This is a genomic window from Thainema salinarum CENA647 (assembly GCF_057732415.1).
In genome coordinates this window covers 3,074,516-3,088,758 of sequence record NZ_JBYJZJ010000022.1, presented here as the reverse complement: position 1 = coordinate 3,088,758, position 14,243 = coordinate 3,074,516, and the positions used below count along the sequence as shown (strand labels likewise).

Below are 14,243 nucleotides of genomic sequence, written 5' to 3'. Positions count from 1 at the left end.
ATCTATACAAGGAGACTCTTGTATGACTAGTACGCTTCAAAAAACACCCGTTAACTCGCCTCAATCAGCCGCTACTGCTATCGTGCAGTGGAACCAAGTTGCACTAGAAGCGATTCGCCAAACTCATCCTGGCCCACCCATGGTGGCGCGGATGCTGGCAATTTTACATACAGCCATCTATGATGCTTGGGCCGCTTATGATTCTGTTGCGATGGGGACTCGACTCGATGGACTCCTACGCCGTCCAGTCGCTGAACAGACTATTGAGAATAAAACCCAGGCTATTAGCTATGCGGCCTATTATGCTCTGCTAGATCTATTTCCATCTGTTCCTCAGCTATTTGCAGATTTGATGGCACAGCTCGGGTACACTCCCATTGATGACTCAATAAACATCACAACGCCTGAGGGAATTGGTAATCTCGCTGCGCTAGCATTGCTCAGCTATCGACACGGGGATGGTTCTAACCAATTGGGCGATTTGCACAACGGGGCTTACTCCGACTATACCGGGTATCAGCCGGTTAACACGCCCGATCAGATTAATGACCCCAATCGCTGGCAACCACTGCGGGTTGCTGATGGGCATGGCGGGTTTGTTGAGCAAAAGTTTATTGCGCCCCATTGGGGTTTAGTGACCCCCTTTGCCTTGAAATCTCCCAATCAGTTCCAGCCGGATGAAGACAGTGTCAAACGCTATCCGGCTAAAGGTTACGAGCGGCAGGCACGGGAGATTCTGGATTACAGCGCTAAGCTCACCGACCGCGAAAAAGTCATTGCCGAATACTGGGCCGATGGGCCTTCATCGGAACTACCACCAGGGCATTGGTGTCTCTTTGCCCAATATGTGTCTGCCCGAGATCATCACGACCTTGATGCCGACGTGAAGCTATTCTTTGCTCTCACCAATGCCATTTTGGATGCCAGCATTGTCTGTTGGGGAGCCAAGCGCAACTTTGATTACGTGCGTCCGGTCACAGCAATTCACTATCTATTCAAAGGCCGGAAGGTCGAGGCTTGGGCTGGGCCAGGTTTGGGAACACAGTCTATTAATGGAGAAGATTGGCAGCCTTATCAAGCCAGTACAGTCGTCACACCACCGTTTGCAGAATACTTCTCCGGTCACAGCACCTTCAGTGCGGCGGGAGCGGAAATCCTCAGACGGTTTACAGGTAGTGATCAGTTTGGGGCTTCTTACACCCAACCAGCAGGCACCTCACGGGTTGAACCCGGTCTAGTTCCGGCTCAAGACCTCACGCTCCATTGGGAAACATTCTCTGACGCGGCTGATGAAGCAGGCATCTCCCGTCGCTATGGAGGTATCCACTTTGAAGATGGCGATATTGATGGTCGCAGGCGCGGTCGGAAATTAGCCGTGCAAGCCTGGGAACTAGCACAGGGCTATATCCACGGGCGAACGCACCATTAGTCATAGTTCTGACAGGTGGCTAATGCTGTAAAGGTTGCTCCTCACGCCCGTTCCCTTCACGGCTTATCGGGAGGGAACGGTTTCTTCTACCCGAGGCGAATCCATCACACTTCAGGGTTCGCGATTTTTTATTTTTTAGACGAATTTTATGCAAACCCAAGATACTGCTTTAATTCTTGCCGTTAAGGCTAATCTGGTTAAAGTTCAAGAAGCGGAACGTTTGCCCAAAGCGCTGGCCTATGCTTTTTCTGGCGGCGGAGCACTGTTAGCCCATCAAGCTTTAGATGAAAAAGGTATCGCTCATCTGCGGCTGCCTCTTTCTAAAGAACCAAACGCCATCCGTCTGTTGGTGGGGCCAGAATTATCTGAGCAGCAGATACAAATTACTGAGCTACAGCGGCGGGGAGCCGAGGAACGATTGCTGCGAATTGAGCCAAGCGATCGCCAGCCCACCGTCAACCTCAGCATCATTCCCGAACGCTGGCGTTGCTGGCTGCTGGGCATCACCTTTGTCAACGGGACGCTGCTGAAGCGAGTTGAGCGCGATGGCGTGAGTATTGATTTGCCGGTCTGCAACGCGGCGATCGAAATCTACGAAGTCGATCCACTCATCATCGTAATCCCCAAGCTACCCGACAGCATCCTCGATCGCCTGCGGGATATTATCCTCTATCCGCTGCCCTTTCCCCCTGACCCAATTGGCCCCATCAGCCTACCCGAAATTACCCCGTTGCCAGTGCTACCCCCGGTGGCCAACTTAAGGGAATCAACCGCGTTGACCATGCGATCCGCTGCCGTCCCCGATGCCCTGCCCGACCTGAACAGCAACCTCGGCAACCTGCAATTTCTCGCCCGCACTGCCGACAATTTCCAGTTCCGTCAAGGATTGCTCGACCACATTGAACTAGTGCGCCCGCTGCTCTGCCGCTTCTTTCCGCGATATGTGACCTCTCGCTTAGTCGGCACCGCCACCACTGATAACTGCGGCCAGTTCCACAGCTTTTTCTTCCGAGGCTGCAACAATCCCGACACGCCCGATCTGTACTTCAAAGCGAAGCAGCGGGTGTCCCCGTTTCTGGCCCCGCTGACGATTTATGCTCCGACACCCATTGCCTGCTACACCTACTGGAACTACGTTTCCGGCACCGAGGTCACCCTCTATACCACTAACCCCTTTGCCATTACCTGTGCCCCCTGCCCACCCATCATTGCGCCGAAAAACTGGGTGCTGTTTTTAGCGATTGGCAATACCCCCCTGAGCCAGATTCGCGGGGCGAGCGAATCGCTCCAAGCCACCACCAACGCGACGAATATTGGCTTGACCGCCAGTGGTGCGCCCTGGGGTGGGTTGCTGCGACCCCGGCTGGAGTTTGACAATAGCCTACGCCAAGAGCTGGGGGTGAAATACTACCAGGTGTCTTACCGGCAGGGCACCAGCGGAGCGTTTCAACCGTTAACGGGAGAAGTGCATCGCCACTATACCCATGAGGTGGGCGACGATCTGGTGTTGGAGGTTTATTCCCTCGGTCCCAAAGTGATCAACGGCGTCGCTAACCTATTTGAGATTCCCCCGGCCCTACCGCCAGTGGGTCAGTGGAGCATTCCCGATGCGGTGGAAGATACGACGAGCGTGAAATTCCTCACCGCTGACATTGTGCCTCCAGGGCAGGAAGGGCTATATCAACTCAAGGTCGATTTATTTGATGAATCGGGCAATTTTGTTGACCTGAATAGCCTAGGAATTAAGTTCCGGGTGCCCGATGTGCCTGCCATTGATGACACCATCACCACCGACGATGCGGCCACCCTGGGACTGGTAAGCGGCAACAGCATGATTATGACTCTGCATGTAGACAACAATCCCTGCACGGCAGCGATCGCCCCCCTTACCCTCAACGGGGTGCCCGCGAACGACTGTGGCGTTTTGGAGTACACTACCGCCAGCCCCGGCTCCGTTAATCTGACCTACACCGCCTCCCATCCCCACGGCTTTGCTACCTACAACTTCACCCTGGTGCGGGGAGCCACAACTCTGACGCCACCTACAGTCACGGGGCAACCCGTGGGCGGGGGCAGTTTCTCTGTGACCGAAGGGGTGAATGATTTGCTATCGGCAAATTGTCCCATTGCTGGGTTCTCGGAAAATGTCTATGTGGCAGCAACCGCGATCGATGGTTGGCGACGATTGAGCGAATACGATCGCAGCGCCGTCCGCGCCTTCGTGTTAGCCCCACCGATGGAATAAACCGCTTGAGCGCTGTCAGTCCGGCGATGAATGGGTCGGACTGACAGTGTTTGTCATTGATCTTCAATCACTGTTCGCTGGACAATTCCCAGCGTTTTCGTTTCGTGGAGGTAACGCATGAAACTGCGAAACTCTTTGGTATGGACTGTTTTTGGTTTATTGCTGTCGTTCTTGTTTTGGTTTGGCAAAGCGCAAGCGACGACAACTCTCACGGGAGAAAATCTACCCCTGGGTGATGGCAATGTTCACGCCTACGTGGTGATGGGGCAGGGCAATCGCCCCACCGAAATCGGCGTGGTTGTGCCGGAAGCAGCTCTGGAACATCTCCCGGCAGCGGCGACGGAGGTCAATCTGCCGTTGCCGCAACGGGCGATCGCCAAAACGCCGTTTACCGAAATTGGCTTGAATTGGAATCCGCAAGGGCATCCGCCCGACGACATTTACACCGTGCCGCACCTGGACTTCCATTTCTACACCATTTCCCAGGCCGAGCGGCAACAGATTACCGCAACGGGGCCGAGCGATCGCAGCTACGTCACCCCCGATGCTGATGCGATTCCGGCGGGTTACGTGATGGCTCCCGACAGCGCCGAACCGACCCAAGGCTCCCACTGGATCGATCCCAACGCTCCCGAATTACAGGGGACACCCCACGGCTTTGCTCACACCTTCATCTATGGCTTTTACGACGGCCAGATGGATTTTCTGGAACCGATGGTCAGCCAAGCTTTTTTCGATACCCATGAAGACTTTAGTGCCGTCACCGCCCAACCCCAGCACTATCCCAAGCCGGGTCTTTATCCCGGTGCCTACCGCATCACCTACCAGCCCTCGGCCCACGATTACCGCATTGCGTTGGTTGATTTACAACCCCGAGATTGAGGCAGGCATCCGCCTCAGGTGCCTAGTTTGGAAATTTTGCTGGGGTCCCTCACTCAAAACTCAGAATTCAAACTTTATGCTCAGTCTGAGTCTGAACTAGATGCTTTTCTAAGGAGGCATTGCGATGATTCACCATCTCTCGATATCAGCGAGCAATCCGCTGCGAGTCGCTCGCGTTTTAGCCCAAATTTTGCAAGGCCGCGTCTTTGAGTTTTCTCCCCATCCCGGTAGCTATCTGGTCGCGCCATTGGATGAGTACGGCACGGGGATTGAGGTCTATCCTCTAGGCACGCAGATGGTGCCCGGCTTTGACGACGGGGCACAGCGATTTGTCACAGGAACCTCCCGTGCGGATTTTGTCGCCACCCATATTGCCCTATCCGTTCCCCTGAGTCAGTCCCAAATCGCCGCGATTGGAGCGCAGGAAGGCTGGCGGACCGTGCTGTGTGACCGCAGCGCCTTCAAAGTGATTGAGTTTTGGCTCGAAAATCGGCTGATGCTCGAACTGTTAACCCCAGAACTCGCCCAAAAATATCTCGCTTTCGCCACCCAACCCCGGCGCATTGAGCAATTCTTTACCCCCGTCGAATTGACTCCAGCCTGAGGGTTCAGGCCAATCCGACATCCCCTATCTCCCCATCCAACCCAGGAGTTTTGCAATGACAGCCGACTACATTCTCTTCGTCCATGGCGTTAAAAACCCTGATTTGCAAGCCTTTGAGCGAACCAGTTTGGGATTATTGTAAGGCATTCAGTGATCGCTCGGCGATTCCAGTCACACGTTCAAACCCATCTTCTTGTTTTGGGGCGATCTCAATGTTCACCCCTTGCAGCAATTGACGCAGGGTTTGGCGGCCTCACCGCAGTGGAAAAAATTGCTCTTCGTGAGTTTTGGACTCAAGAAATTCTGGAGTTTGTTGGCGATGCAGCCCTCTACCTAAGCCGCCATGTGGGTTCACAAGTGGTGTACCGCATCAAGGAAACCGCCCTGGGGCCTTTGGAACAGGCTCAGGAAGGCGATCGCCTCCATATCGTTACCCACAGCATGGGCACCGTCATTCTCTTCGACATTCTGTCCCTTCTGGCAGAATCAGAAAAACTCGCCAGTATCGCCGCCAGCCCCGTTGACAACGGAGGCGATCTCGGGCAAATGGACAGGCACTTTCACTGCCGACCATGGCGATGATCGCTACACGCTATCGGTGGCGATTTTGCCCGACTGTGAGGTGGGCGATCGCTGCGGCACTATCGCGCCCCTTGCTACGGGGAAATTTCCCTGTATGGTGGCGCTGATGGCATGTTTAAATTCAACGTCGATCACTTCGATCACCGCAGCAGTGAAAGCTGTTCTCCAGGGGCAGGGGAGCATTTTCGTCTGCTGCCCGATGGTCGGCTCGCTTACCAGGCTGATTGGGGGGAAGAGATATTGGAGCAGCTCGATAAGGTGTTAGGCGTTGGCGCTAGCCAAACCAAGCCCGATCGGGCTATAGCCTCACCGGAGGTGAATCGCCCGACAACAAATATTAAGCCTCAGCAACACCTGCCTTAAAAAGACCGATGATTTGTAAGTGTAAGGACGGCTGTTTGGCCCAGCATTTCCGGCTTGTTGGCAAGACACCGAACCCCTGACGCGATTACGCTTCCCACACTTCTAGGGGGCTGAGCGATGACATCCACCCACCATCCCATCTGGACTTTACCTATTGAGGCGGTGTATCCCGCCCTGAGCACGACGCCTCAAGGACTCAAGGGGTTTGAAGCCCAGGAACGCTTCCAAAAATTTGGCGCGAACGAACTGCCAGAACCGCCCCGGCGTCCTCTCTGGCTACGCTTCACCGACCAGCTGACTCACTTTATGGCCCTGCTGCTATGGATAGCGGGAATTTTGGCGTTTATTTCCCATACGGCGGCACTGGGCTGGGCAATTTGGGCCGTGATCTGGATTAATGCCATCTTCAGCTTTTGGCAAGAATTTCGGGCAGAGCAGGCATTAGCGGCCCTGAAAGATGTGCTGCCCAGTCAGGTACAGGTTCATCGTAATGGCACCCTGATTCAAATTCCGGCGCGGGAGCTGGTGCGGGGAGATGTGATGCAGCTCGAAGAAGGCGATCGCATTTCTGCGGATGCCCGCCTGGTGGCGGCTGAGAGTCTCTATCTCGATGTGTCGGTGCTCACAGGAGAATCGCTGCCCGTGGCCCGCAATCCCTACCCTGTCCGTCAGCGCGAGTCTCTTGCGGTGCGCGGCGGCAAACCCCTAGAACGACGGGGCGAACAGCCCCAGCACGAAAAGACCAATCCGGCAGAAATCAGCAATCTGGTCTTGGCAGGAGCAACCGTCGCGTCGGGACGCGGCACTGCCGTTGTCTATGCTACAGGCACACACACCGAGTTTGGTCAGGTGGCGCATCTCACCACTGAAGTGAAGCGTGAACCGAGTACGCTGGAAGTACAGGTCAGCCATATTGTGCGGGTCATCACTGCGATCGCACTGAGCATGGGAGTGCTGATTTTTGCCCTCACGTCGCTGCTGGTGGGCATGGAGATTAGAGAGAGCTTTATTTTCGCCATTGGCATCATTGTGGCGCTGGTGCCGGAAGGGCTGTTGCCCACCGTTACGCTGTCGCTGGCGATTGGCGTGAAGCGAATGGTGCGGCACAATGCCCTGGTGCGAAGGCTTTCAGCGGTTGAAACTTTGAGTGCGGTGAATGTGATCTGTACGGACAAAACGGGCACGCTGACGAAAAATGAAATGACGGTGCGCTACCTCTGGCTGCCGCCGCTCTCAGAATCACTACTGGATGCTCCGGTTATGCCCGAAACGGGTCTACCCACAGGCCATATTCGCGTCACGGGGGCAGGCTACGACCCAACAGTTGGCCAAGTTCATCTGCCACCGGATTCGCCCCTGGCCTGGAAAACTCAGCTCCTGCTGACAGGGGCCGCCCTCTGCTCCAATGCCCGCTTGATTCACCTGACGGCTCCCAGTCGCTGGCAGGAAATGGGCGATCCGACTGAAGCGGCGCTGATTGTCGCTGCCGCCAAAGCTAAACTCAACGTTGAAGAGCTACAGCAACGCTATCCTCGCCGCCGAGAAATTCCCTTTGACTCTCGCCGCCGCATGATGACGGTAGTGCTGGACTGGCACGATGACCTCTGGCCGCAAACGTTTCCGCAAAATGTAGCCCAAGTTGCCTTTACTAAGGGCGCACCCTTGGAGGTGGTGCGTCACTGTCGTCACATCCTGCGGGACGGCACAATCCGCGACCTCAACCATACTGATTGGGAACAAGTGGTTGCTGCCAATGACGATCTAGCCCGTCAGGGCTTCCGGGTGTTGGGCTTGGCGCTACGTCCGGGCGGCGACCCACTCCAGGATATGAAAGCGCAGGATCTAGAGCAGGAGTTAACGTTCCTGGGTTTGGTCGCTATGTATGACCCACCCCGCCCAGAAGTCAAAGCTGCGATCGCACAGTGTCACCAAGCGGGCATTCGCGTCACGATGGTGACAGGCGATTATGGCCTGACAGCGGAAGCGATCGCCCAGCAAATTGGCCTGCTCGATGACCCGTTGAATCCCCATGAACAGGTGCGAGTCGTCACCGGAGAAAGCTTAGGCCATCTCTCCGATGCCCAGCTCCAGCAAATGCTGAAATATCGCTCCAAGCTGGTATTTGCCCGCATGTCGCCCGAGCATAAACTGCGGCTGGTGCAGGCTTACAAGGCAGTCGGGGCCATTGTGGCCGTCACAGGCGATGGCGTGAACGATGCCCCAGCCCTCCGCTCAGCTCACATTGGGGTGGCCATGGGGCTAAACGGCACCGATGTTGCGCGCGAGTCTGCCGACATTGTTCTCACGGACGACAACTTTGCCACCATCGTCAGCGCCATTGAACAGGGGCGCACGGTGTACCAGAACATCCGCAAGTTTATTACCTACATCCTGGCTTCCAACGTCGCAGAGCTGGTGCCCTTCCTGCTAATGGTGGCGCTCAAGATTCCGCCCGCTCTAGTGATCATGCAGATTCTTGCCATTGATCTCGGTACCGACATGGTGCCTGCCCTGGCGCTAGGAGCCGAAGCCGCTGAACAAGGCATCATGAGCCAGCCACCCCGCTCTCATACCCATCCCTTAATGGATCGGGCGTTATTGCTGCGAGCTTACTGTTGGCTGGGGCTATTGGAAGCGATAGTGGGCATGGCCGCCTTTTTCTGGGTTTGGCGGACTCACGGCTATGGTTTACAGGATATTCAGGCTGTAACTCCAACTCTACTCAGCCATTCTGCCGTTGCTCCAGTGATTGCCATCTATGCCCAAGCCACGACGCTGACCCTGGCTGCAATCGTTGCCTGTCAGGATGGCAACGTCTTTGCCTGCCGCTCTGAAAAAACCTCAATCTGGAAACTGGGCTGGTTCTCCAATCCGATGATCTGGCTGGGCATCGCCATTGAATGGATGCTAATTATCGCGATTATCGAAATTCCGCCACTGCGAACGATTTTTTCTACCGCTCCCCTCAATCCGGCACAATGGGTCATGCTGCTGTTCTGCCCACCCATTGTATTGGGAGCAGAAGAACTGCGAAAACGGATCGCTCGGCAATTTACTGGAGTAAGGGCGAATAACCATTACCCCCTACCAAATACATAAGATTGTGACCTTGAAGTTTTCCTTGGCGACAATGAAACCACCCTGAGCGGCTTATTGGAAACATTGAGTACCAAGAGGCAACGATGAAAATTACCTTTCGCCAAATCAAATTCGTTCACACGGTCATCTTCTGGATTTTGAGCGGCTGCGTCCTCTACTCGCTCTTTAGCGGTATTTCTGGCCAAATTACGGTATGGACTTGGGTCGCCGTTAGTTTGGTTTTGATCGAGAGCATCGTCTTGATCATTTCAGGCTGGACTTGTCCGCTGACTCTCCTGGCAGAACGCTTGGGGGCTGAGCGAGGCTCTGTAGCCGATTTGTTTTTGCCCAAGTGGTTTGCCGACCGGATTTTCCCGGTTTGTGGTATAACGTTTGGCGTAGCTGTGCTCATCTTGCTGTTACGGCTGCTTCTGGAAAATTCTTAACTGTACAAGTTCACATGTAAAAACTATTTTGTGAAAGATATGTACAGCTAACCTTTCACAAAATAGTTTTGGAGTTTTATACCGAATTCGACATCAGTTCTTGACTAAATATCTGTCCTCCAAACTAGATAATGCTTGAAATGCTCGCTTCGCTGAAGCTTCCGCCTGCTGACAGAAGATTTGCCAACAGGCGGCTCCAGTTGCGGGATGGGCAAATTGTTTGTGTAAGGATCTGGGCCATTGATAGTTTTGCCACTGGCTGTTTTGAGCAGGGACAAAACCCTGTAGATCCGCATACTGCTGCAAAATTCCCCACAGTGGGCCAAAATCATTAACATGTATTGCCATTGGCCTCACCCCTATCCCGCACTGTTTTGAGTTGGCAACGCCTCTGCCCTGACCGAAATAGTGCGACTCTGACCATTGCGGTTGAGCTGAATATTAAGCCGATGATTAGGGCGAGTGCTTTCTACGATCTGCTGCACTTCATCCGCCTGCGTCACCGTCTGGTTATCAATCTGATGGATCACATCACCGGCTCGCAGTCCCGCTTTCGCGGCAGGAGAATCAGGCATTATCCGAGCAATTAGCACGCCCTGCTCCTCATCGACACTGAGACCACTGTTGGGATCGCCATTTAAATTTTGTTTTACCTCTGGTGTCAAAGTCACCATCTGAATCCCCAGATAGGCATGTTCAACTCTGCCTTGGCTGGCTAACTGATCAGCTATTTGCTGCACTTTATTAATGGGAATAGCAAAGCCAATGCTCTGCGCCCCTTGAATAATGGCAGTGTTCATGCCAATCACCTGTCCCTGCTCATTGAGTAATGGGCCACCGGAGTTACCTGGATTAATGGCTGCATCAGTCTGAATGAAATCGACCCGCTTATCGGGAACACCTACTTGACCGCTGGAACGGCCTGTCGCGCTGATGATGCCTGCTGTTACTGTGTTATCCAGGCCAAGAGGATTGCCAATTGCGATCGCCCATTCTCCAGGCCGCAGCTGATCGGAATCACCCAGATTCACAGTCGGCAAATCTTGAGCATCTACTTGGATTACCGCCACATCGGTTACCGTATCCTCACCCAGCACTTGGCCATCGAAGCTGCGGCCATCTTTCAAGGTCACTTTGACGGTATCAGCTCCATCAACGACATGGGCATTAGTAATCATCCGACCATTACGACTAATAATGAATCCAGACCCCACACCTCTTTGAATTTGCTGAGACGGTATATCGGGAATTTGATTGCCAAAGAACTGACGAAAGAACGGATCTTGAAATATCTCAGGAACTTGGGTATCGACTGTGCGAGACGAGTCGATCCGAACAACCGCTGGCCCCACCTGCTGCACAATATCTTCAATAAAGTTGGAGCCAGTCGCTACACCGGACGACCGCCCCAAGCCTAGAACAGGTGTTGAAACGCTGCTGGGAGTTTGAGTAGAAGCGATGGGTTTATCCGTAAACGCATGAAAGCCATCGCTAAGCCCAGTCGCAATGCCCGCTCCCAGCAGTATCAGCGCCAACGATGTTCCTAATTTTTGAGATAGCTTAGGTCTGCGCCGTGAAGAAAGTTGGTTTACTCTAAACACGCCATCTGATGAAACCTCAGAGTTGCCATCAGACAGCGAATGAGTATGAGTGCTCATCATTAAAACTTCCCTAATGAAACGAATGGATAGTACGTTCAACGTTGTTACACTGCTGTATCGAGATGCAGTGTTCTACATGAATCACGATTTCACTTTAGAGAATTCCTATGGCAATCTGATGGCAAAAGAATGTCGAGTTTCTTGTTCTTTGTTTGCGATCGCCTCTTTTTCGCTATTAAGCCACTAAATTGACACAGCTTCAACATCGTATTAACACATCACCTTCTTATAGTCTTGGCTATTCTCTTGAAGGAGGACTACTTCAATGAATCGTCATTCTGCTTCCGGTCCACAAATCATGGCGGCTGTACTCGTATCAGGTTTAGCTATCTGGGCAACTCCCGTCATAGCTGCCGATGAGGCTGATGCTGTTGAAAAAGCTGGCCAGCTCAATCTTACTGAACGCTTCACGTCTGCTCAGGTAGAAACAACTGATGCGGCTCAGGCTAACTATGTTGAGGTGATGAAGACTAAGCTCGGTCTCTAGGACGAGCCATACAACAAAAGACAATACTATTTTCGCCAGAAACCCTGATTTCTGGCGATTTGTGTCATATTCAAGTTTTATCTTTAACATCAAGAACTGATGATTAGTTTTCACAACAGACTTGCCGACCAAGTTTGTTGTGAAAACTAAATCAAGTTCGTATAGACATGTTTAATAATGTAGATATTGTGCTTGCGACCAATAATAAAAAACCAGGGTTGAATTCTGGTCATAAGCAGGTAGAGGAAACGGAACAGCAAATATTAGATCTAAATGTTAAATCTAATATTTAGATCTTAGGAACCTGAACCGTAAGCTGATGACTCACAGCTCTATCAATCTTGCCTGAAGTATAGGCTATCAAGATATAGTTACCTGAATCTAAAACGCGGGTCATTACTTTATCACTGGTTTCAGAAAATGGTCGCGTCTCAAGCTCTCCAATTTGCTTAACTTCGTTACTCGTCAAATCAATTTGACCGTCTTTGATGGGAATTTGATTAGCTGATAAGTTGGTCTTTAATAAGACGATATTTAAGGGATTGTCCGCACGATTGTGAATGCTGAACTTTACCTCACCTGCCTTTACCTTATCTAAATCAAGCATCACTTGATTGTTTATTAAATGAACATTAATTGTAGGAATATTAGATTGAGCAGAAACCGCCTGAGCCATTTCCTGATCGGTTGTTTCTTTTGAAGATGTATTCTTGTGAGTTTGAAGATCTGATAGCCTGTTACATCCAACCAGTAAAAATAGCAAACCTACGGCACCTGCCGTCAAGAGTTTAAATTTCATCTTAAATCTTTCTTAGACGAACTGAACGATGCTTAAAAGCATAGAAATATATCATGTCAATTTGATGTCAATCATATGAGGATTTAGCTAAGGATGAAGTGCTAAATATGGAGCGTCACATAATGTGAACCTTCTCTGTGTATAACTTTTATTTGTTTGTCATCTATTTGACACAGACAGTCATTAGGGTAGAGATGCTGATCCGAATTCAATCTAGTTTTGGCTGAGGTTTACATCATATGGCACAAACTCGCTCCAGCTCATCCCCTTCAAAACGCGCTCTACGAGAAGTTGTAGAAACGGTGGGTCTAAGTGTACTGCTAGCATTCGGTCTCCGAACATTTGTCGCGGAAGCTCGCTACATCCCTTCGGGTTCAATGGAACCCACACTCGAAATTAATGATCGTTTGATGGTTGAAAAACTGAGTTACGAGTTTGGTTCGCCCCATCGAGGAGATATTGCTGTCTTCCAACCGCCAGACTCGCTCCATCAAAAGGATGCATTTATCAAACGTGTTATTGGCCTACCGAGTGATCAGGTAGAAGTCAAGAATGGCCAGGTTTACATCAATGGTAAACCGCTACAAGAGAACTACATTGCGGCGAAGCCTGATTATCGATACGGCCCTGTCACTGTGCCCTCAAATTCATACTTGGTGCTGGGAGACAACCGCAACAATAGCTTTGACTCTCACTACTGGGGTTTTGTACCCCAAGATCATCTCATTGGTCGGGCTGTTTTTCGATTCTGGCCGCTGAACCGGTTGGGTGAACTCGATTAGGTTGGAAATCAAATGAGAACTAACGCGATCGCACTCCAGCTTATTTTGGCCAGGGTGGGATTAACAGTTGCGATCGCAATCGAGGACGAAAAAACAATGGGAGGAATCAAGGCACGGCGGGTTAATCGCCGGATTCGCTGTTTTGACATCCGACGGTGAACCAAGCGGAAATCCTTGGCGGCATAGCACCACAGCAGCGTTTTCATTAAACCTGTGAGAGTCATACAGAACGCATAGAACGCCACTGCACCGCGATGACCACCGTAGGTATCTAGAACTGAGGTAGCAAAAGGAAGAAACGCGATACACATCAGTAATCCAATATTGAGGATGACAAAGGTATAGTCGTAGCGGCGGATAAAGCGGAAGTAGTGATGATGGCTGATCCAGTACAGGCCAATGACCAAAAAGCTCGTCACGTAGCTTTGGTAGTCGGGCAGCAAGTGAATCAGTTCCTCGGAAATTCGATAATGCCCAGCATTAGCAGGTAGCCGCAAATCGAGGGACAGCAATGTAATCGCGATCGCAAACACAGCATCACTGAAAAAGATAATTCGGTCTAACCCCGTTTTGTCATGCTTCATAAAAACTCCGAGATCGCAACAAAAGCTCTGCCGAGCAGCATTGCCCAAAACTGTATGCCCGTCCTATGACAACCGGATGACGACAATGTAACAGTCTGATTACACAGGAGTCATCAAGAAATGACAGAGGTTCTTCATCGGTTTGTCACATGTTTGTCGTAAGGTCTACCCATACAAAGCCTGAATGCATGTGGAGTAGGCGTTTTACAAGAAATGAATTGAGTTCTCATACGTGGCCTTCCACAGCAAGCTATTAAAACGCCATCAAAAATCTAAATAGTCTCGACTGCCAATCCTATGA

Annotated in this window: 14 protein-coding genes; 10 read left to right on the top strand and 4 right to left on the bottom strand. The window is 51.7% G+C overall.

The window, feature by feature from the left end:
* Positions 1-22: 22 nt before the first annotated feature.
* From AC286M_RS20395 to AC286M_RS20360, 8 genes are all read left to right on the top strand, one after another.
* Positions 23-1,429: a vanadium-dependent haloperoxidase gene (locus AC286M_RS20395; RefSeq protein ID WP_488206141.1), complete on the top strand. Its 1,407-nt coding sequence runs from the start codon at positions 23-25 to the stop codon at positions 1,427-1,429.
* Positions 1,430-1,577: 148 nt separating this feature from the next.
* The gene (locus tag AC286M_RS20390) at positions 1,578-3,674 is read left to right on the top strand and encodes a hypothetical protein (RefSeq protein ID WP_488206140.1); all 2,097 of its coding nucleotides are present in this window, start codon (positions 1,578-1,580) and stop codon (positions 3,672-3,674) included.
* Positions 3,675-3,791: 117 nt separating this feature from the next.
* Entirely contained in the window at positions 3,792-4,556 is a 765-nt protein-coding gene (locus AC286M_RS20385) for a DUF5602 domain-containing protein (protein WP_488206139.1), read from the top strand.
* A gap of 124 nt (positions 4,557-4,680) precedes the next feature.
* Positions 4,681-5,160, top strand: a complete 480-nt coding sequence (locus tag AC286M_RS20380; RefSeq protein WP_488206138.1) for a hypothetical protein — start codon at positions 4,681-4,683, stop codon at positions 5,158-5,160.
* 261 nt (positions 5,161-5,421) lie between these two features.
* Positions 5,422-5,742: a hypothetical protein gene (locus AC286M_RS20375; protein WP_488206137.1), complete on the top strand. Its 321-nt coding sequence runs from the start codon at positions 5,422-5,424 to the stop codon at positions 5,740-5,742.
* Between the two features lie 111 nt (positions 5,743-5,853).
* Positions 5,854-6,105 carry a hypothetical protein gene (locus AC286M_RS20370; RefSeq protein WP_488206136.1) on the top strand — a complete coding sequence of 84 codons (252 nt, stop codon included), beginning with the start codon at positions 5,854-5,856 and terminating at the stop codon, positions 6,103-6,105.
* Between the two features lie 117 nt (positions 6,106-6,222).
* Positions 6,223-9,204, top strand: coding sequence for a cation-translocating P-type ATPase (locus AC286M_RS20365; RefSeq protein ID WP_488206135.1), 2,982 nt, complete (start codon positions 6,223-6,225; stop codon positions 9,202-9,204).
* An 83-nt stretch (positions 9,205-9,287) separates the two neighbouring features.
* Positions 9,288-9,629 carry a hypothetical protein gene (locus AC286M_RS20360; protein ID WP_488206134.1) on the top strand — a complete coding sequence of 114 codons (342 nt, stop codon included), beginning with the start codon at positions 9,288-9,290 and terminating at the stop codon, positions 9,627-9,629.
* A gap of 93 nt (positions 9,630-9,722) precedes the next feature.
* Here the strand turns inward: AC286M_RS20360 and AC286M_RS20355 are convergent, their stop codons facing one another.
* A complete protein-coding gene (locus AC286M_RS20355) occupies positions 9,723-9,977 on the bottom strand; it encodes a hypothetical protein (protein ID WP_488206133.1) in 255 nt (84 codons plus the stop codon).
* A gap of 11 nt (positions 9,978-9,988) precedes the next feature.
* Positions 9,989-11,290: an HhoA/HhoB/HtrA family serine endopeptidase gene (locus tag AC286M_RS20350; protein ID WP_488206132.1), complete on the bottom strand. Its 1,302-nt coding sequence runs from the start codon at positions 11,288-11,290 to the stop codon at positions 9,989-9,991.
* A 265-nt stretch (positions 11,291-11,555) separates the two neighbouring features.
* On the opposite strand from AC286M_RS20350, the gene AC286M_RS20345 reads away from it, so the two are divergent.
* Positions 11,556-11,777, top strand: coding sequence for a hypothetical protein (locus AC286M_RS20345; protein WP_488206131.1), 222 nt, complete (start codon positions 11,556-11,558; stop codon positions 11,775-11,777).
* A gap of 289 nt (positions 11,778-12,066) precedes the next feature.
* Here the strand turns inward: AC286M_RS20345 and AC286M_RS20340 are convergent, their stop codons facing one another.
* Positions 12,067-12,576 (bottom strand): hypothetical protein, encoded by a 510-nt coding sequence (locus AC286M_RS20340; RefSeq protein ID WP_488206130.1) that lies wholly within the window; start codon positions 12,574-12,576, stop codon positions 12,067-12,069.
* Positions 12,577-12,815: 239 nt separating this feature from the next.
* Here AC286M_RS20340 and lepB point away from each other — a divergent pair, with 239 nt between their 5' ends.
* Positions 12,816-13,358 (top strand): signal peptidase I, encoded by a 543-nt coding sequence (lepB, locus tag AC286M_RS20335; RefSeq protein ID WP_488206129.1) that lies wholly within the window; start codon positions 12,816-12,818, stop codon positions 13,356-13,358.
* 8 nt (positions 13,359-13,366) lie between these two features.
* Here lepB and AC286M_RS20330 read toward each other — a convergent pair whose 3' ends face one another.
* Positions 13,367-13,942, bottom strand: a complete 576-nt coding sequence (locus AC286M_RS20330; RefSeq protein WP_488206128.1) for a TMEM175 family protein — start codon at positions 13,940-13,942, stop codon at positions 13,367-13,369.
* Positions 13,943-14,243 lie beyond the last annotated feature (301 nt).

What these genes read in the sequence shown, in the direction of transcription:
- AC286M_RS20345 (WP_488206131.1), top strand. Translation starts at nt 11,556, where the DNA reads ATGAATCGTCATTCTGCTTCCGGTCCACAAATCATGGCGGCTGTACTC.
- AC286M_RS20385 (WP_488206139.1), top strand. Translation starts at nt 3,792, where the DNA reads ATGAAACTGCGAAACTCTTTGGTATGGACTGTTTTTGGTTTATTGCTG.
- AC286M_RS20355 (WP_488206133.1), bottom strand. Translation starts at nt 9,977, where the DNA reads ATGGCAATACATGTTAATGATTTTGGCCCACTGTGGGGAATTTTGCAG.
- AC286M_RS20380 (WP_488206138.1), top strand. Translation starts at nt 4,681, where the DNA reads ATGATTCACCATCTCTCGATATCAGCGAGCAATCCGCTGCGAGTCGCT.
- AC286M_RS20360 (WP_488206134.1), top strand. Translation starts at nt 9,288, where the DNA reads ATGAAAATTACCTTTCGCCAAATCAAATTCGTTCACACGGTCATCTTC.
- AC286M_RS20390 (WP_488206140.1), top strand. Translation starts at nt 1,578, where the DNA reads ATGCAAACCCAAGATACTGCTTTAATTCTTGCCGTTAAGGCTAATCTG.
- AC286M_RS20350 (WP_488206132.1), bottom strand. Translation starts at nt 11,290, where the DNA reads ATGATGAGCACTCATACTCATTCGCTGTCTGATGGCAACTCTGAGGTT.
- lepB (WP_488206129.1), top strand. Translation starts at nt 12,816, where the DNA reads ATGGCACAAACTCGCTCCAGCTCATCCCCTTCAAAACGCGCTCTACGA.
- AC286M_RS20340 (WP_488206130.1), bottom strand. Translation starts at nt 12,576, where the DNA reads ATGAAATTTAAACTCTTGACGGCAGGTGCCGTAGGTTTGCTATTTTTA.
- AC286M_RS20370 (WP_488206136.1), top strand. Translation starts at nt 5,854, where the DNA reads ATGTTTAAATTCAACGTCGATCACTTCGATCACCGCAGCAGTGAAAGC.
- AC286M_RS20395 (WP_488206141.1), top strand. Translation starts at nt 23, where the DNA reads ATGACTAGTACGCTTCAAAAAACACCCGTTAACTCGCCTCAATCAGCC.
- AC286M_RS20330 (WP_488206128.1), bottom strand. Translation starts at nt 13,942, where the DNA reads ATGAAGCATGACAAAACGGGGTTAGACCGAATTATCTTTTTCAGTGAT.
- AC286M_RS20365 (WP_488206135.1), top strand. Translation starts at nt 6,223, where the DNA reads ATGACATCCACCCACCATCCCATCTGGACTTTACCTATTGAGGCGGTG.